This window comes from Paraglaciecola psychrophila 170, assembly GCF_000347635.1.
Lineage (GTDB): Bacteria > Pseudomonadota > Gammaproteobacteria > Enterobacterales > Alteromonadaceae > Paraglaciecola > Paraglaciecola psychrophila.
In genome coordinates, this window is the sequence record NC_020514.1 from 2,683,616 (window position 1) to 2,700,256 (window position 16,641).

The 16,641-nt window shown below is 39.0% G+C and carries 22 protein-coding genes; 10 read left to right on the forward strand and 12 right to left on the reverse strand.

The genetic code is table 11. The features are described 5' to 3' along the window. Nucleotides 1-62: 62 nt before the first annotated feature. The 5 genes from cobB to C427_RS11745 are packed head-to-tail and all read left to right on the forward strand — an operon-like array spanning nucleotide 63 to nucleotide 3,706. Nucleotides 63-809, forward strand: coding sequence for a Sir2 family NAD+-dependent deacetylase (cobB, locus tag C427_RS11725; protein ID WP_007635522.1), 747 nt, complete (start codon nucleotides 63-65; stop codon nucleotides 807-809). Continuing rightward, nucleotides 802-1,446 carry a LysE family translocator gene (locus tag C427_RS11730; protein ID WP_007635523.1) on the forward strand — a complete coding sequence of 215 codons (645 nt, stop codon included), beginning with the start codon at nucleotides 802-804 and terminating at the stop codon, nucleotides 1,444-1,446. Before cobB ends, C427_RS11730 begins: the two co-directional genes overlap by 8 nt. A 43-nt stretch (nucleotides 1,447-1,489) precedes the next feature. Beyond that, nucleotides 1,490-2,254 carry a hypothetical protein gene (locus C427_RS11735; RefSeq protein WP_007635525.1) on the forward strand — a complete coding sequence of 255 codons (765 nt, stop codon included), beginning with the start codon at nucleotides 1,490-1,492 and terminating at the stop codon, nucleotides 2,252-2,254. Beyond that, nucleotides 2,247-3,074, forward strand: coding sequence for a glucosaminidase domain-containing protein (locus C427_RS11740; RefSeq protein WP_007635526.1), 828 nt, complete (start codon nucleotides 2,247-2,249; stop codon nucleotides 3,072-3,074). The genes C427_RS11735 and C427_RS11740 overlap by 8 nt, the downstream gene beginning before the upstream one ends. Next, the gene (locus tag C427_RS11745) at nucleotides 3,071-3,706 is read left to right on the forward strand and encodes a DUF2987 domain-containing protein (protein ID WP_007635527.1); all 636 of its coding nucleotides are present in this window, start codon (nucleotides 3,071-3,073) and stop codon (nucleotides 3,704-3,706) included. The genes C427_RS11740 and C427_RS11745 overlap by 4 nt, the downstream gene beginning before the upstream one ends. A gap of 64 nt (nucleotides 3,707-3,770) precedes the next feature. On the opposite strand, the gene C427_RS11750 is transcribed toward C427_RS11745, so the two are convergent. The 3 genes from C427_RS11750 to ttcA form a co-directional block, all read right to left on the reverse strand. Next, entirely contained in the window at nucleotides 3,771-4,322 is a 552-nt protein-coding gene (locus C427_RS11750; protein ID WP_007635528.1) for a YkvA family protein, read from the reverse strand. Nucleotides 4,323-4,449: 127 nt separating this feature from the next. Next, nucleotides 4,450-5,475: a patatin-like phospholipase family protein gene (locus tag C427_RS11755; protein WP_007635529.1), complete on the reverse strand. Its 1,026-nt coding sequence runs from the start codon at nucleotides 5,473-5,475 to the stop codon at nucleotides 4,450-4,452. 18 nt (nucleotides 5,476-5,493) lie between these two features. After that, nucleotides 5,494-6,402, reverse strand: coding sequence for a tRNA 2-thiocytidine(32) synthetase TtcA (gene ttcA / locus C427_RS11760; RefSeq protein ID WP_041250455.1), 909 nt, complete (start codon nucleotides 6,400-6,402; stop codon nucleotides 5,494-5,496). Nucleotides 6,403-6,520: 118 nt separating this feature from the next. Between ttcA and C427_RS28225 the strand changes: the two genes are divergently transcribed. Genes C427_RS28225 through C427_RS11785 form a run of 5 tightly spaced genes read left to right on the forward strand, consistent with a single transcriptional unit; the run spans nucleotide 6,521 to nucleotide 8,415 of the window. Then, nucleotides 6,521-6,718: an ATP-binding cassette domain-containing protein gene (locus tag C427_RS28225; protein ID WP_007635531.1), complete on the forward strand. Its 198-nt coding sequence runs from the start codon at nucleotides 6,521-6,523 to the stop codon at nucleotides 6,716-6,718. Nucleotides 6,719-6,726: 8 nt separating this feature from the next. Beyond that, complete coding sequence (locus C427_RS11770; RefSeq protein ID WP_007635532.1) at nucleotides 6,727-7,203, forward strand: ABC transporter ATP-binding protein; 477 nt, start codon at nucleotides 6,727-6,729, stop codon at nucleotides 7,201-7,203. Further along, nucleotides 7,193-7,438: a peptide ABC transporter permease gene (locus C427_RS11775; protein WP_226991061.1), complete on the forward strand. Its 246-nt coding sequence runs from the start codon at nucleotides 7,193-7,195 to the stop codon at nucleotides 7,436-7,438. The genes C427_RS11770 and C427_RS11775 overlap by 11 nt, the downstream gene beginning before the upstream one ends. A 57-nt stretch (nucleotides 7,439-7,495) precedes the next feature. Beyond that, nucleotides 7,496-8,131 (forward strand): ABC transporter permease, encoded by a 636-nt coding sequence (locus C427_RS11780; RefSeq protein ID WP_007635534.1) that lies wholly within the window; start codon nucleotides 7,496-7,498, stop codon nucleotides 8,129-8,131. After that, the gene (locus C427_RS11785; RefSeq protein WP_236613758.1) at nucleotides 8,125-8,415 is read left to right on the forward strand and encodes an FtsX-like permease family protein; all 291 of its coding nucleotides are present in this window, start codon (nucleotides 8,125-8,127) and stop codon (nucleotides 8,413-8,415) included. Before C427_RS11780 ends, C427_RS11785 begins: the two co-directional genes overlap by 7 nt. 43 nt (nucleotides 8,416-8,458) lie before the next feature. Here the strand turns inward: C427_RS11785 and uspE are convergent, their stop codons facing one another. The 9 genes from uspE to ccoN all read right to left on the reverse strand — a co-directional run bounded on the left by uspE (nucleotide 8,459) and on the right by ccoN (nucleotide 16,505). Then, nucleotides 8,459-9,388 carry a universal stress protein UspE gene (gene uspE, locus C427_RS11790; protein ID WP_007635536.1) on the reverse strand — a complete coding sequence of 310 codons (930 nt, stop codon included), beginning with the start codon at nucleotides 9,386-9,388 and terminating at the stop codon, nucleotides 8,459-8,461. Between the two features lie 97 nt (nucleotides 9,389-9,485). Next, on the reverse strand, nucleotides 9,486-10,157 hold the full coding sequence (locus C427_RS11795) for a sulfite exporter TauE/SafE family protein (RefSeq protein WP_007635537.1): 672 nt from the start codon (nucleotides 10,155-10,157) through the stop codon (nucleotides 9,486-9,488). After that, the gene (gene ccoS, locus C427_RS11800; RefSeq protein ID WP_187292391.1) at nucleotides 10,150-10,341 is read right to left on the reverse strand and encodes a cbb3-type cytochrome oxidase assembly protein CcoS; all 192 of its coding nucleotides are present in this window, start codon (nucleotides 10,339-10,341) and stop codon (nucleotides 10,150-10,152) included. The genes C427_RS11795 and ccoS overlap by 8 nt, the downstream gene beginning before the upstream one ends. Nucleotides 10,342-10,355: 14 nt before the next feature. Then, nucleotides 10,356-12,725, reverse strand: coding sequence for a heavy metal translocating P-type ATPase (locus tag C427_RS11805; RefSeq protein WP_007635539.1), 2,370 nt, complete (start codon nucleotides 12,723-12,725; stop codon nucleotides 10,356-10,358). 4 nt (nucleotides 12,726-12,729) lie between these two features. After that, nucleotides 12,730-13,221 (reverse strand): FixH family protein, encoded by a 492-nt coding sequence (locus C427_RS11810; RefSeq protein WP_081588966.1) that lies wholly within the window; start codon nucleotides 13,219-13,221, stop codon nucleotides 12,730-12,732. Nucleotides 13,222-13,299: 78 nt separating this feature from the next. Continuing rightward, nucleotides 13,300-14,286 carry a cytochrome-c oxidase, cbb3-type subunit III gene (ccoP, locus tag C427_RS11815; protein WP_007635541.1) on the reverse strand — a complete coding sequence of 329 codons (987 nt, stop codon included), beginning with the start codon at nucleotides 14,284-14,286 and terminating at the stop codon, nucleotides 13,300-13,302. Beyond that, on the reverse strand, nucleotides 14,279-14,452 hold the full coding sequence (locus C427_RS11820) for a CcoQ/FixQ family Cbb3-type cytochrome c oxidase assembly chaperone (protein WP_007635542.1): 174 nt from the start codon (nucleotides 14,450-14,452) through the stop codon (nucleotides 14,279-14,281). Before C427_RS11820 ends, ccoP begins: the two co-directional genes overlap by 8 nt. A 1-nt stretch (nucleotide 14,453) precedes the next feature. Beyond that, entirely contained in the window at nucleotides 14,454-15,059 is a 606-nt protein-coding gene (ccoO, locus tag C427_RS11825; RefSeq protein WP_007635543.1) for a cytochrome-c oxidase, cbb3-type subunit II, read from the reverse strand. Nucleotides 15,060-15,071: 12 nt separating this feature from the next. Beyond that, entirely contained in the window at nucleotides 15,072-16,505 is a 1,434-nt protein-coding gene (gene ccoN / locus C427_RS11830) for a cytochrome-c oxidase, cbb3-type subunit I (RefSeq protein WP_007635544.1), read from the reverse strand. Nucleotides 16,506-16,641: the final 136 nt, after the last annotated feature.

A 16,641-nucleotide genomic window follows, 5' to 3' on the forward strand; every position in this document is an offset into this window, starting at 1 on the left:
ACGAAGTTTAAGTATTCAACTGTTGGTTATCAATTCGGTAATTAAATCTTTTTAGGCCTCCCATGTTAGCAAATCTATCTCCCTATAAACTTGAGCAACTGAAAGTAGTGGTGCTGACAGGTGCCGGTATTTCGGCCGAATCTGGATTGAAAACCTTTAGGGATAATAATGGCTTATGGGAAGAACATAGTATTGAAGATGTGGCTACTCCTGAAGGATTTGAACGTAATGCAGACTTAGTCTATCGATTCTACAATCAGAGACGGCGCCAGTTACTCAGTCCAGAAGTGCATCCTAATAAAGCGCACCTAGCACTAGCAAAATTAGAAAATGCATTAGCTAACAATTTCACCCTGATCACCCAAAATGTAGATGATTTGCATCAAAGAGCAGGTAACAAAAATGTGCTTCATATGCACGGCAGTTTGATATCCGCTAGATGTTTAACCTCGGGTAGTTGTAGCGCTATATTTGACGATTTAGATCACACTAATCAGTGTGATTGCTGTTATCCATCAAGCAATATGCGGCCAGATATCGTATGGTTTGGTGAAATGCCAAAATATATGCAGGAAATTGAGACGCTTTTGTATGCTGCCGATGTATTTGTTTCTATTGGCACTTCAGGCACTGTTTATCCCGCGGCCGGTTTTGTCAGTCAGGCTAACCATTATGGTGCTTACAGCGTAGAGTTAAATCTAGAGCCAAGCTCAGGGCAGAACAAATTTTCCGAGAATCACTATGGACCTGCTAGTCAATTGGTCGTTCAGTTCGTGAATACATTATTAAAAGGTCATAACTTTGATTGAACATTTACAACAATATTGGTTAGAGTTTTTAACCATCGCTAGCGTGCACTTGCTGGCTGTCGCTAGTCCAGGGCCAGATTTTGCCATTGTACTAAAACACAGTATCAGTTTTGGACGAAGAGCAGCTATTATTACTAGTGTTGGGGTTGGGGTTGGCATCCTCATCCATGTTGGCTATTCGTTATTAGGTATTGGTATTATAATAAAAACCACTCCTGTGCTTTTTCAAATTTTTAGTTATGTTGCTGCTGCATATTTATTTTATTTAGGCTGGGGAGCAATAAGCAGTTCTGCGCCTAAAAACATAACTAATGTAGAGGTTGAAAAAGTTATTCAAATTATTTCTGATAAGAAAGCCTTTATGGTGGGATTTTTAACTAATGGTCTAAACCCTAAAGCCACGCTGTTCTTTTTATCGGTTTTTGCCGTAGCTGTATCACCCGATACCCCAAATTTAATTAAGCTGGGGTATGGTTTATATTTGGCTGTGGCTACCGGTGTTTGGTTTTGTGTGTTGTCATTGTTATTAAGTTCTAAAAAAGTGACGATTTTTATCGGTAAAAAAGGTTACTGGTTTGATAGGGTTATGGGTGTTGTATTGATTTTGTTGGCGATAAAGCTGGTTATGCCTGTATAGTGCGCGTTTGTATCGTAATAGAGATCGTTAAGTAGGAATATAAGTGGAACAAAAAAAGTATGAAATACAAGGCGGCAGCCTCGAAAAGTCTCTAAAGGGTGAAACCCAATTAGATCTAAAAGCGATTGCTGAAGAAGCATGGAATTTATCAAAAAACACTAAAACAGCCGTTTTACATGGTGTGCTGTTATTGTTTTTTATCGCCATTGTATTTGCCTGGGTATTGCAATCATTTTTTGGCATCTCCGATTTAAGTGTTGTGCCCCCAAGTTTGATGATTTCACTAAAAGTCGCGGGCATCATTGTTACTACACCGATAATAGCCACCATGTTTTTGTTAGGAATTTCACACAGCGTAGGTATTAAACCAAAATTCACCTCTATTCTAAAAAATGTAATTGGCTCTGTTTTAGTCATTTTACTGGCCCTGTTATTAGCTGCGATGTCAGATGTGGGGTCGTTTATTGGTTCACAAATTAGTGTGTTGTTAGGTGTGGCGGTGTTGTTTTACATAAATCTAGCCACAAGTTTTTCAATCATGTTGTTAATTGAAAAAAAGCTAGCGCCGAGTCAATCTGTGATCCAGTCTTTGAAGGTGTTTCACAAATATTGGATGCCACTTTCGATGTTTTACATAGTGTATTATCTTTGTCTGTTTTTAGGCGCCTTGTCCTTAGGTTTTGCGTATATTTGGATAATTCCCTTTTTCATTAATATGAGAGGTATATTATATCGGGAATTATTTGGCGTTAAAGTGCTTAGTGTTAAGAATCAATCGAACCCTGATGAGGCGGTATTTCATGCGTGATTTTATTAAAATATCTGTTGTGACCCTTGCTGTTGTAATCAGCACAATAGTATTCATTGTTTTACTACAACAATTTAAAACTAAAGACGTTGCGGAAGACATTATTAGCCTGAATGGTTTACACATCGCTCCACTAGATAGCAGTAGGAAAGCAGTACCAAATTTTTCTGATTATGCTGATGTTATCGAAAAAAAACAGGCGTTTTTTGCTTATTTACAACCTGAAATTCAAAGACAAAATGAGATTGTATTAAAAGAGCGTGAAATGGTAATTGCTCTGCAAGCGTTATTCTTAAAACAACAAGAGTTTAATAAGCATCAAAAAGCAGTATTTAAGAAGTTAGCAAAAAAATATCAATTTAGCAGTGATAAATCTCTATCTGTAGAACAAACCTTAGAAACATTAGTCAGAAGAGTTGACACAATACCAGAGGCCCTCATTTTAGTTCAGGCGGCGAATGAATCTGGTTGGGGCGAATCAAGGTTTGCTCAAAAGGGCTACAATTTTTTTGGTCTTTGGTGTTTTAAAAAGGGCTGTGGTTTTGTACCTAAACAACGTACTGATGGGGCTGAACATGAAGTCGCAAGGTTTAGAGATTTGTCACATGCAGTTATGACCTATGTTCGTAACATCAATCGTCATTATGCATATAAAGACTTACGTGTAATAAGGCAAATTCTTAGAGAGGCTGATAAGCCCGTTACTGCAAGAGCTCTCGCAGTCGGTCTATCAAGTTATTCTGAGCGTGGACAAGAATACATTGATGAATTGTTAAGCATGTTGCGAGTAAACAGAAAACATATGGAAACAGAGAGTTGAAATTAATTATATTTATATTAGGGCTGACGATTTTAAGTTCATTTGCTGCTGCAGAGACCTTAGAAGTAGAGTATTCGAGTTTTTATAGTCATGTTAAAAAACTGGATGATCCTGAGACAAACGTATTAAGGTTTGCTTTTGGATTTCAGCATATTACCGAGGAACGTCTTTGTCACATCAGCAGTGCAAAAATAGTTACGCAAAAACAAACATTAGAATTAACGGTAGAAGATAATGAGCGTTTTACGGTGCCAACAGATAAAATTCTTAAAATGGCTAAGGCACAGGTAGTCCTCGAATTAGATGATCAGGCAAATAGATGTGATATGTCAGTGCAATTAGAGACGTTACCGAGTTATTTGAAGACACAATATAGCCATGATGAGCTGTTGTTATTGTTTGAGCAATATCAGGCATTTTTTGATGAGATGGGCGGATTTCTGTCGTTTATGATGCCTTCTGCTGAAGGTTTACTGTTTCACTTCGAAGAGGGGGTCACTTTACCTGAAAGTTTGCAACCCTTAATGAATAAAGAGGGAACTATAGCGTTGAACAAAATATGGCTGGCACAGGGGAACGGACTTGAATTGCCCCAAAAACCGTTACGCATAACCACTATTGTGGAGAAATAAGTTATTTAGTAAGAAGAGGTATGCAGAGTGACTATGTTACCCTGCATTCAATAATTATTTAGGGCTAATCTCTCCTAGAGAATAAACGCCTACTCCCGCCAGTACTACGGTTACGGCGCATATTTGAACGAAGCTCTGTTCTTTTGCTGTCCAACCAACTGTCCCTATTTACATTAGCTTCAGAGCCTCTGCGAGTTTCTTCAGTTGTTCTGAATTTGCAAAATTGTCTATAAGCTGACAAATCTTGTGACAACTCTTGAATGACCAATTCGATCATAATGGCATCATCTACATATCCTAAACCAGGAATGTTGTCTGGCACTAAATCTTCAGGTTCACTAAAATAGGCAAGTGAAGTCAGAATTTCATTTTTTTCATCTTCTGGCATTTGCCATTCTGGGTCTTCTAAAGCAGAAATAAGAGTTTCGAGAGATTCCATTCTGCGTTTAACAAAATCAGGTAAATTAGCCTGTTCCATTTCTGCACAAACGGAACGTGCTTTCTGTAACACTTCGGCCGGTGGTAATTTACTGGCTTTACTCATTGCGGCTTTCATCATGGTACGAAAATGTTCTAAGTCACTATCAGAAAGTTCGAAACTAATTTGAATGGGCATGTTGTCAATCCTTGTTTTATTATTAGATATCTACCTTAAAGAGCAGCCGAGAGTCTGTCAATTGCACAGTTCAAATATCGTCCCTAATCTGCTCTTTATCCGAAGTTAATGTGCAATTAATTGGTATTTAGTCTGTACCCAGCTGATATTTTATTTGCTCTTCAATTCTATGAACACTAGCACGACCATGCTCAATAAGTTCTTTGGCTCGATAAAACTCCATCATACCGAAATCACGAAGCTGTGGTTCAATTAGAATGTCCGGTGGATCGCCAGCTAGGCGAGAGCGAGTCACTCTTGCAGATAGGATATCTAATGATCCTGTCATAGCATTAATAATGGATGGAGCAGGGGGCACAATAATATGATTCTGACTTGGTATCTGTGGTGTTTTTGACGGTTCCACATTGGCAGGCTCAAGAATTTCTAAACATTCTTCAGTCAAAAATTCTTGGTCTGTAATTATGTCTTGCTCAGTTGCATCAGGAGTTGTATCTCCATCCTTCTTAAACCATTGTTGAATTTGTTGCTGACTACGTTTAAAAAAATCGGATGTCTTTTTTTGGTTATTACTATGATCAATAGGATTGGCGACCAAAGATTGAGGTCTAAAATCTGCACTTAGATTAACTGCGATCACAATGTCTGCACCTAACATTCTGCACATATTAACTGGCACAGGATTAACCACGCCCCCATCAACAAGCCATCTATTTTCAAATAAAATCGGCGGAAACAAACCAGGAATCGCACATGATGCCTTAACAGCTTCAACCACAGAGCCACTCATAAAGTTAACTTCTCGGCCGCTGTATAAGTCCGTGGCGACAGCTGCAAAAGGTTTATTTAACTCTTCAAAGGTTTCAAAACTAAAGTTATCTTGCAGGGCTTTAAATACTTTAAGCCCACTCACGAGGCCACCTTTATGAAAACCGACTCCCATCAAAGCAAACACCTGCCAATCTGTTAGGCTTTCAACCCATTCAGCTAATTCTGACAATTTCCCAGAGGCATAAGCGGCTCCCACATAAGAGCCTATAGAGCACCCGGATACTATATCTATCTCGATGCCCATTTCTTCTAGAGCTTGGATCACGCCTATGTGCGCCCATCCTCTTGCAGCGCCGCTTCCTAATGCTAGACCAATTTTCATAAATATATGTTTTTAATCCTAAATGTTGGTTATGTTGAGCGACATTACTTCTTTAAACTGTGTCGAAGTGACTGAGGTCAGTTCGGGAGGATCAAAACCAATATCACCGTTTTCAAATGGTGTAGATTGAGTTTTTAAAGCAACAAAATCAAATTGAGTATTATCAGCTAGATGCGAAGGCACCACATTTTGTAATGCTTTTGTCATGGATTCTATTCTGCCAGGAAAGCGCTGCTGCCAATCTTGCAACATACCTTTTATGACTTTTCTTTGCAGATTTTCTTGGGAGCCACAGAGATTGCAAGGAATAATCGGGAATTCAAGGTGTTGAGAATAAGCAGCAATATCCTGTTCGGCGCAATAAGCCAGTGGCCGAATAACCATTTGTTTGCCATCATCACTGACTAATTTTGGTGGCATCGATTTTAACTGCCCCCCATTAAACATGTTAAGAAAGAGCGTCTCCAACATATCATCTCTATGATGTCCCAGTGCAATTTTAGTGGCTTTTAATCGCGTAGCTGTGTTGTATAAAATGCCTCGGCGCAGTCTTGAACAAAGTGCACAGGTAGTTTTACCTTCAGGTACTTTATCTATTACGATGGAATAAGTGTCTTCTTCTACTACCTCAAAATCTACACCAAGCTGGGTAAGGTATTCAGGCAATACATGCTCTGGGAACCCAGGTTGTTTCTGATCAAGATTAACCGCAATAATACTAAACGAAATGGGTGCTACTTTTTGCATATGCAGCAACATATCCAACATAGTGTAACTATCTTTCCCTCCAGATAAGCAGACCATGACTTTGTCGCCATCTTCAATCATATTAAAATCAGCTAGCGCTTTACCGGTGTTATGTCTGATGCGTTTTTGTAATTTATTGAAGCTTTGTGTGTTTTTGCTTATTAATACTGGATAATTGATTCATGGATATGCTTATATTTTATTGACTAAAAAGTTTGCCTCATATGGCTGGATAATTATACTGGAAAAAAATTCCTGTTTCTGAACTAAACCTTTGTTTAATGGATATGTTGTTTTTATGCCTTATAGTTTGTCAATACAAGACCTATTTTTTACTTGGTCAAAACAAAGTGAATTTGCTCTACGTATACCTAATTGGCAAGTGGAGACAGGAAAAAAAGTATTCTTATATGGACGTTCAGGGGAAGGAAAGTCTACGTTGTTGAATTTAATTTCTGGTATTGAAAACCGCTATAGTGGTGACATACATGTTTAGGTCAATGCATGACCGAATTAAGCCAAAGGCAAAAAGACACGTTCAGAGCGAATAATATTGGCATTATATTTCAACAGTTTAATTTATTGCCTTATTTATCAGCAGAACAAAATATACGTTTGTCCCAGCGTTTTAGAAGTGTAAATAAGACTGCAGACTCAATCGAACTAGCCTCAATATCTGAACGCTTAGAATTAAACCGTCATATACTCAAACAAAAATCAATTGAGCTGAGTGTTGGTCAACAGCAAAGAGTAGCCGTTACACGAGCCTTGTTCGGCTCGCCTGCGTTAATTATTGCCGACGAACCTACCTCGGCCTTAGATACTCAGACCAGAACACAATTTATCCAGTTATTATTAGACTCAGCTGAATCCTCGACGGTTATATTTGTTAGTCACGATATGTCTTTGGCTTCACACTTTGATCAACAATTAGCTCTAGCAGATTTACAGCAACCAAGGGGCGAAGTTGATGCTGCTTAAATTAGTCTTAGCAAGTCTATGGTCGCGGCGAGTTATGGCTATTCTGACTTGTACATCAATTGCGATAAGCATGCTGGTGCTTATTGGCGTTGAGCTTTTGCGTGTAGAGGTAAAAAACAACTTTGAACGGGCTGTATCTGGCGTAGACTTGATCGTGGGTAGCCGTACTAGTGGCATAAACTTATTACTATTTTCGGTGTTTAAAATTGGCAACCCTAGCAACAACCTGCAATGAAAAAGCTATCAAGATATAATTAATAGGTATTAAGTAGCTTGGTCGGTTCCGCTTTCGATGGGAGATTCTCATCAAGGGTTTTCTGTGATCGGCACAACGAGTGACTATTTCGAATATTTTAAGTATGCCGATAAACAAAACATTTCATTCGCGCAAAGTGAACGTTTTAAACGTTTATATGAAGTTATGTTAGGTGTAGATGCAGCTAAGAGTCTGGAATATAACATAAATCAATCGCTAGTCATGTCTCATGGCACCGGTAAGGTCAGCTTTACCCATCACGAAGACCATCCTTTTAAGGTAGTCGGGATATTAAAATCGACAGGTACACCCGCAGAACAGTCTTTATATATCCCCTTACAAAGCATCGATATCCTGCATCAAACACAACATATTCATGATGAATTATTAACAGATGCACCTTTAGGAAAACAATATCAATCACAGCTCAATGCGTTTTTACTTGGTAGTAAAAGCAAAATAGCCGTATTACGTTTGCAGCGAGATATTAATCAATATACACAAGAGCCGCTTAGCGCAATTCTGCCTACTTTAGCTCTACGTGAGCTTTGGAAAATTGTAGGTGCGGTTGAAATTAGCTTGAGGGTGATTTCATGGCTGATATTAGCTACAGCTCTTATTTGTATGAAAACTATGTTGTTGGCCTCAATGAAAGAGAATTGGAAGTGCTGAGAGCTTTAGGTGCTAAAGCGCATGTCATTATTTTACTGATTGGCGCTGAGGCTTTGTTGCCTAAAACTGTGGGTTCATTGGCAGGTTATTTATTGATCACATTGGGGTTACTACTAGGCCAGCCTTTACTTGAACAACAATTTGCCTTTTACATCAGCCCATATGTAGATTTCGCTTCCGTTGCACATTTCTTCTTTATAGCTGCATGTGCAGCTATATTATTGTCTTTTATCCCAGCAGTAGTTGCTTATAAAAAGTCACTACTTAGCGGCCTTAAACAATAGCTTGTTTTAGGCACATCTAACATTATACCGGTCATACAAAGCCTTAACATTTTACAGGTGACACGAAGCCATCAGGCTTAATCGCCAATACATCACAATTAAGTTTATCAATCACATGTTCTGCGGTGTTACCGATTAGCGCTGCAGAAATACCTTGCCGACCAATAGTACCAAGCACTACCAACTCTGCATCTAATTGTTCAGCGTATTTTGGGATCACGTCCTCTGGCAAGCCAATATCCACGTGACAATGTGTTTTACTTATGTGGTGTCTTTCACTGTGTTCTTGCATACATTGTTCATGGTGCTGCTTAGCTGATTCGTCGTACGAGGTGGGGTCAAACTCAGGAATTTCGATAACAATGTTGGCAGGTGTGCCAGGATAAGAATTAACTAAGTGAACATTTGAAGATAATAACTTAGCAAAATGTAAGGCTTGCTTCGTGATTTCTTCGTTTAACGAAATGTGCTCTTTGACATCAACTCCTACGTTAATTGCAGCAATAATTTGACCCCCAATAGGCCAATCATGCTCTTTTACTAATAACACAGGCACGGGTGCTTTTCGCATGATATGCCAGTCGGTGGGAGTGAAAATAACTGATTTTAATGAATCATGTTGCTGAGTGCCTTTAACAATCAGATCGTAGCCTTTGTCTATCACTTCATAAATAATGCTTTCATAAGGTCGATTATGCCAAACGATTTTAACATCGATGCTCACGCTTTGAGTACTGAATTTCTCTGAGACTAAATTAACTAACCAGTCAGTTCTGTCATCTATAACGGCCTGTCGCATATTTTCGCGCTCATCCATAGAGAGCATAGTGGTCATTTCGTACGAAAAGTCATAGATAGTTAGAAATGCAGTAATACTGGCGCCGTTGATTTTGGCTATTTCAATTGCTCTGGCTAATGATTTTTGGTTAGTAATCTCTGGCTCTATAACGGCTAATATTTTCTGATAATTCATACCGGACCTTTATATAAAATAGCGGATAAGTAGTTTAATAAGCTTATGAAAATATTTAATATTTTACCAGTGGTTAGGCGTCTAAAAGATGACTATTTTATTGAATTGAGCCTGAAATAGCTTGGAATAATTGATTTGTAGCGAATAACATGAGCAGTAAACCCATGAAAAATTTCGCTTTAGGGGTTTGGATTAATTGTTGAATCTTGTCGAATCCAGAAGCCATTAATATCATTATTGGTAAGGTGCCTAAACCAAAACCAGCCATAATAATAGCCCCCTGAAGTGCAGACCCGCTGGCCAAAGACCACGTTAGCACCGAATAAACTAAGCCACAGGGTAACCATCCCCAAATCATGCCATAGGGTAGAGCGTGTAATGGGCTTTTAAAGGGAAGTAATTTTTTTGACCATGGACGTATTAATTTCCAAAATTTGCTACCTAGCTTTTCAATGTTGCTAAGTCCTTGCCACCAACCCGCAATATATAACCCTAATAAAAATAGGAACACCCCGCTAACAAACTGCAAGATGATAATACCTTGATTAATTTGATGGGCAAACAAATAGCCAGCCCATCCAGTTATTGACCCTGCAATAATATAGCTTACTACTCGGCCGAAATTGTAGGCCAGAGTGTAAGGTAACATCGCTGAATTTTTAGGGACCGCATAAGTAAAAGCCCCCACGATGCCTCCACACATGCCTACGCAATGCACTCCACCTGCTAAACCAATTAGTAAAGCCGAAACAAACGTTAAGTCATTCATCACTTTTGTTAGATGTTGGTTGTGGTTCTGAGGGTTTCTTAGGCAGGTCATCGTCGAACAAAATACTACTACCGTGGCGCTCTAAATCCTCGAATTGATTAGATTTCACAGCCCAAAAAAACACACCGATTGCTATGCTCACTAGTAATATAGCCAGTGGGATCAAAACATATATACTGCTCAAGAGAAGGCCCTCTATTATTTAAGAAGTCGAGTGGAATTCACCACCACTATTAAAGAACTCACTGACATCCCCAGCACTGCCATCCAAGGACTCAGTAAACCCATCACAGCTAAGGGTAATATTAGTAAATTATATCCTATTGCCCAGCCGATATTTTGTTTGATTTTAGATTTACATCTTGCCGCGATACGAAAAATTGTTTGTATCTTAGCCAGATCATTATCGAGTAAGACTATATCCGCTGATGATTTAGCCAAATCAGATCCTGCGCCTAGCGTTATTGATACATCAGCTTGAGCCAATACGGGTCCATCATTTATGCCATCACCCACCATTAACACCACATGCTTATTTGCTTGAGCTACTTTAATTGTGTTTAATTTATCTTCTGGGCTTTGTTCAGCTAACCAATTATTAATGCCTAACTGTTCAGCAACCGATTTCACTATAGGTGCTATATCTCCACTAATTAAATTAATATCATAAGCTTTTAGATCGTTAATTAAATCAACCCCCTGTGGCCTGAGCTTATCGGTTAACAAAAAACCACAAAGTAAGTCACTGTCTGATTGAAGAAATACATTACAAGCACTCATATTCTCAGGAATTGATATATCCATAAAGCTCGCAGCTCCTAGTTTATAAGCAACCCCTGCGATAATGCCACTGACACCTTTTCCCATTTCACTTTGAAACTCAGTTACAGTGTGTGGACTCTCATAATCACGGAATGCCTTTGCAATAGGGTGAGATGAATATCGCTCAATGCTTGCAGCGAGTTCAAGATAATCTAAGTCTGGTTTTTGACTTGGATTGATGCACTGAGTCAGAACAAATTGTCCTTCTGTAAAAGTGCCTGTTTTATCTAAACCAATCCAGTCAACTAACGCGATTTGCTCTAAAGCATCCCCGCGTTTTAGTAACACTCCTTTACTGTTTAAATTAGCAATGGCACAAGATAAAGCAGAGGGCGTCGCTAATCCTAAAGCACAGGGGCAGGTAGCAATCAATACAGCAACCATTACCCATAGCGCTTCGGATGGGTCAATTTGTTGCCATACTACATAACTAACACAGGCTATTACTAAAACAACGATCACAAAATATTGAGAGAACTGATCAGCTAAACTTGCAATCCTTGGCTTAGTACTCATGGCTTGTGTCTGTAATTTATTGATTTGATTAAGTGTGGAATGTTGCAAGCTTGCGGTGACTTTCACGGTCAACGTGCCTAATTGATTCAAACTGCCGGCTAAAACTTGGTCACCAGTGAATTTACTGATCAAATCAAACTCACCCGTTAACATTGCTTGATCAAGTTGTCCTTGTCCATGAATAATAATCCCATCGACAGGAACTAACTCACCGGCTTTTACTAACACTAACTGCTGTACCTTTAAAGACTTAGCCAACACTGGGGTTAACGTATCACCTTCAATCAAAGTAGCAGTGGTGGGCATGTACTCCAGCATATTGGCAGATGCTTGAACCGCTTTGTAACGTGCGCTATGTTCAAGATAACGGCTAACCAACAGTAAAAATACAAACATACACAATGATTCAAAGTAGGTTTGCCCCGTATTTTGTGCCGTGGCAAACACGCCTGATATATATGTAATGCCTAAAGCCAAAACAATGGGCACATCCATATTAAATGTTCCAGCGCGCAGACCACGGACAGCGCTAGTATAAAATTCGGAGGCTGAATAGAGAATAACAGGGGTAGTTAATAACAAGCTAATCCAATTAAAGTATTGTTTAGTTTCAGCATCTATATGCCCGAACAAATCAAAAAAAGTGCCTATATTTAACATCATGACTTGCATCGTCATTAAACCAGCTAAACCTAAGCGCTTTAAAAACGCCTTGTTTTCTTGATTGAATGTAGCTTCATGTTGCTCGGGTTGAAAAGGTTTTGCGTGATAGCCTATTTTTTCAATATGACTTAATATCTGACTGAGCTTTAGTTGCTGACTATTCCACGTTACGCTCGCACGTCTGGCTGATACATTAACACCAACTTTCATGATGCCATTTAATTTAGCCAGTTGTTTCTCGATGAGCCATCCACAAGCCGCACAATTAATACCGCTAATGGTCAATTGAATTTCGCTTACGTCATTCTCACTTTCAACAAATTCCTGCAATATACTGTCGTCGTCGAATACTTTTAGTCTTTGTAGTAAGTCTGCTTCGTTTTCTGATGCCTTTTCAGCAAACTCACTTCGATAATGATAATAATCTTCCAATCCATTTTTAACTATTGCATCAGCCACCGCGCAACATCCAATACAACAAAAGGATTGCCTTTTACTCAATACAGAAGTGTGATGATTAAGCTGCGGGGCTATATCCAACCCACAATGAAAACACTTAGCCAACATAGCGCTACGGCTTTAGGTCAAATGGATTTGTTTGCGGCAAAGAGACCACTTTTTGAATTTTCCAATCTCCGTTAAAAGGATGTAAACTTAATTGCCACTTACCTAACATATTATCGGTCAATGGCGCACGGTATACTCCGTTAGCATCTCGTAACACAGTAACCGAAAAATCTTTAAACTTTTGCGTTGAATGATAGAAGTCTAAAATTAAAGCTTCACCGTTTTCAGGTTCGCCGCTGATAAAGATGACTTCAACATAGTCTGCAAATACTTGTGTCTTAGTTGATATATTGAGAGATTTAGCTTGCTGTAATTTTTTGATTTTGAGATTAATACCTCTGCCTTCTTTGTAGTAGTCGTCAATTACCATGCTGTCTTTGCCAGTAAATGCCAAATTCATCATTGTAAAGCTAAGAACCATAGATGTCAGTGGCACAATAATTAGAAACCAGGGCCAAAATTGTTTGTACCAAACTTTTAAAATATCAGATTGCATGTAAAGAAACGACTCAATGTTAAAATATAATAAATAAAAAAGCCCCGTAAACGGAGCTTTCAGTAAATAATCACGTCACTACTTGTCCTGAGATAAACTGTATACGTACGCACTCACCATATGTATTTTCTTTTCACCTAGTGTATTTTTAAATGCTGGCATTACACCGTTACGACCATACCTAAGTGTTTCTGTGATTGCTTTTTCAGTACCACCGTACAACCAAATTTGGTCAGTCAAGTTAGGTGCACCAATCAATTGATTACCTTTACCATCTTGACCGTGACAAGCAGCACATACAGCAAATCTAGCCTGGCCCCCATCTTTCATTGATTGATTTAAACTTGGGTCATCAAGATATTTTTGACCACTTAACTTTCTATCGCTTAAACTTAAAACATAAGCCACTAATTCTTGGATACCATCTTCACCATGTACAGCTAGTTGAGCAGGCATCATGGCCCTACGACCATTAATTAAAGTTTCAGTTATTTTCTCAGGTGAACCACCATATAACCAATCATCATCAGTTAAATTTGGAAAACCTCTTTGACCCCTTGCATCAGAGCCGTGGCACTGTGAACAATTTTGACTATACAAACGTTGACCAATTTTTAGCGCCTTTACATCTTTGACTAGTTCGGTAATAGGCTGTTTGTAATATGCATCAAAGATAGGAGCAAAAAGTTCGTTAGCAAATTCTACTTCTCTATCATATTGGTTGATCACTCCATTGGTCTTATTTGCCAGTATTGCAGCTTTAGACTCAGCCAATGATTGGATGTTTTGATTAGAACTTTGCCAATTAATTAGACCTTTATAATTGCCTAAGCCAGGATACAAAGCTAAGTAAATAAGTGCCCAAATAATACAAATGTAGAATAAAATTGTCCACCATCTAGGTAGCTGGTTATTGAGTTCGGAAATACCATCAAACTCATGATGCATATCGTCGCCTTCAGCTACACCTGTTTGATTAGACAAACACCAACGTAATATTAAAAAACAACCTAATATTGACCCCAGTGTGATCACTGAGATCCAGATACTCCAAAAACTACTCATCTACTTTAGACTCCCGCTTATCTTGCTGGGGCTCATCATCAAAAATAAGCTTTTCGGCCTCGTCAAAACTTGCTTTTGACTTTTTACTGTAAGCCCACCAAACTATTCCAATAAAAAATACAAAGACCAATACGGTATATATACTACCACTCGTTGCATAATCCATATTATTTCAACGCCGTGCCAAGAGACTGTAAATAGGCGATGAGTGCAACCATCTCCGTTTTACCTTTAACTGCTTCTTTTGCTCCAGCAATATCTTCATCTGTGTAAGGCACACCAAAATCTCTAAATACTGAAAGTTTCTTAGCGGTTAACTCACCATCTAGCTTATTTTCCATCAACCAAGGAAAACCGGGCATATTAGATTCAGGTACTAAGTCTCTTGCATTAATCAAGTGGATTCTGTGCCAATCGTCACTGTACCTTCCACCCACACGGGCCAAATCAGGCCCTGTGCGTTTAGAACCCCACAAGAAAGGGTGTTCCCACACTGATTCACCGGCTACAGAGTAATGACCATAGCGCTCTGTTTCAGAGCGGAAGGGGCGTATCATTTGGCTGTGACAGCCCACACAACCTTCACGAATATAGATATCTCGACCTTCCATCTGAAGGGCAGTGTAAGGTTTTAAACCTTCAACTGGCTCCATCAATTGTTGTTGAAACATAAGCGGTGTAATTTGCGCCATGCCTCCCAAACTAATAGCTACCAAGATAAGAACAGCCAATAGGCCTGCATTTTTTTCAATCAACGCATGTGCATTTTTCATAGTCTGACCTCTTTAAGCCGGTTGTACTTCTGGTTCAATTGCCTTTTCTACATTTACACTTTTAACAGTTCTGTAGACGTTGTAAGCCATGATTAACATGCCCGACACAACTAAAACACCACCGACAAAGCGTAATAAATAGAATGGTTTTGAAGCTTCAAGTGATTCTACAAAACTATAAGTTAAGGTTCCGTCAGCATTAATTGCACGCCACATTAACCCTTGTAAAACACCCGACATCCACATAGCGACTATGTATAACACCACGCCAACTGTGGCCAACCAAAAATGTACATTAATCAATTTTATGCTGTACATCCTGGGCTTATCAAACAAAATTGGGATCAGATGGTAGATAGATCCTATAGATACCATTGCAACCCAACCCAAAGCGCCAGAATGGACATGTCCAATAGTCCAATCGGTATAATGTGAAAGTGCATTAACTGTTTTGATTGCCATCATAGGGCCTTCAAATGTCGACATGCCGTAGAATGACAACGAAACAACAAGAAAACGTAATATAGGATCAGTTCGTAGCTTATGCCATGCGCCTGATAACGTCATAATACCGTTTATCATACCGCCCCAAGAAGGAACGAATAATATAATAGACATTGCCATACCTAAAGATTGAGTCCAGTCGGGAAGGGCAGTGTAATGTAAATGGTGTGGGCCAGCCCAAATATACAGAGATATTAATGCCCAAAAGTGAACAACTGACAAGCGGTAAGAATAAACAGGGCGTCCAGCCTGTTTAGGTACGAAGTAATACATCATACCCAAGAAACCAGCAGTTAAGAAAAAGCCGACCGCATTGTGCCCGTACCACCACTGGATCATGGCATCAACTGCACCAGCATAGATAGAATAGGATTTTGTCAAAGAAACTGGTATTGCCATACTATTAGCAATGTGCAACACCGCAACAGTTAACATAAACGCACCGAAGAACCAGTTAGCTACATATATGTGTGAAACTTTTCTGATAATCATGGTCCCAAAAAAGTTAATTACATAAGACAACCAGACTATAGTAATTAATATATCGATAGGCCATTCAAGCTCACCGTATTCTTTTGAGCTCGTAAAACCCATAGGTAGTGTTATCACGGCTAGCACAATAACAAGCTGCCAACCCCAAAAAGTAAAGGAAGCCATTTTGTCGCTGAACAACCTTACATTTGATGTTCTTTGCACCACATAAAAAGATGTAGCAAACAAGGCACATCCGCCGAAGGCAAAGATAACCGAATTGGTATGCAATGGTCTCAGCCTAGAGAATGTTAACCACGGGGTGTCGAAATTTAATGCGGGCCAATATAGCTGAGCGGCAATTAACACCCCCAAAGCCATACCAATAATTCCCCACACCACTGTCATGATTGCGAATTGCCGAACTACTTTATAGTTGTATTCGGGATGTACTTGAATAGCTTCACTCATTTAATGAATCTTCCACTCTTGTTAACGATAAATTTACAGGCTTCTTACAAATAAAAACAACTAGGCTAATTTTTAAAGCTTTTACTAAGCAATTGATATTAAGACTAATATACAGTACTTGTATTACTATTTTAAG

Excerpts from the sequence above, each read along its gene's own strand:
- cobB (WP_007635522.1), top strand. The coding sequence starts at position 63 with ATGTTAGCAAATCTATCTCCCTATAAACTTGAGCAACTGAAAGTAGTG.
- C427_RS11740 (WP_007635526.1), top strand. The coding sequence starts at position 2,247 with ATGCGTGATTTTATTAAAATATCTGTTGTGACCCTTGCTGTTGTAATC.
- C427_RS11750 (WP_007635528.1), bottom strand. The coding sequence starts at position 4,322 with ATGCCCATTCAAATTAGTTTCGAACTTTCTGATAGTGACTTAGAACAT.
- C427_RS11755 (WP_007635529.1), bottom strand. The coding sequence starts at position 5,475 with ATGAAAATTGGTCTAGCATTAGGAAGCGGCGCTGCAAGAGGATGGGCG.
- C427_RS28225 (WP_007635531.1), top strand. The coding sequence starts at position 6,521 with ATGCCTTATAGTTTGTCAATACAAGACCTATTTTTTACTTGGTCAAAA.
- C427_RS11770 (WP_007635532.1), top strand. The coding sequence starts at position 6,727 with ATGACCGAATTAAGCCAAAGGCAAAAAGACACGTTCAGAGCGAATAAT.
- C427_RS11775 (WP_226991061.1), top strand. The coding sequence starts at position 7,193 with ATGCTGCTTAAATTAGTCTTAGCAAGTCTATGGTCGCGGCGAGTTATG.
- C427_RS11780 (WP_007635534.1), top strand. The coding sequence starts at position 7,496 with ATGGGAGATTCTCATCAAGGGTTTTCTGTGATCGGCACAACGAGTGAC.
- uspE (WP_007635536.1), bottom strand. The coding sequence starts at position 9,388 with ATGAATTATCAGAAAATATTAGCCGTTATAGAGCCAGAGATTACTAAC.
- C427_RS11795 (WP_007635537.1), bottom strand. The coding sequence starts at position 10,157 with ATGAATGACTTAACGTTTGTTTCGGCTTTACTAATTGGTTTAGCAGGT.
- C427_RS11805 (WP_007635539.1), bottom strand. The coding sequence starts at position 12,725 with ATGTTGGCTAAGTGTTTTCATTGTGGGTTGGATATAGCCCCGCAGCTT.
- C427_RS11810 (WP_081588966.1), bottom strand. The coding sequence starts at position 13,221 with ATGCAATCTGATATTTTAAAAGTTTGGTACAAACAATTTTGGCCCTGG.
- ccoP (WP_007635541.1), bottom strand. The coding sequence starts at position 14,286 with ATGAGTAGTTTTTGGAGTATCTGGATCTCAGTGATCACACTGGGGTCA.
- C427_RS11820 (WP_007635542.1), bottom strand. The coding sequence starts at position 14,452 with ATGGATTATGCAACGAGTGGTAGTATATATACCGTATTGGTCTTTGTA.
- ccoO (WP_007635543.1), bottom strand. The coding sequence starts at position 15,059 with ATGAAAAATGCACATGCGTTGATTGAAAAAAATGCAGGCCTATTGGCT.
- ccoN (WP_007635544.1), bottom strand. The coding sequence starts at position 16,505 with ATGAGTGAAGCTATTCAAGTACATCCCGAATACAACTATAAAGTAGTT.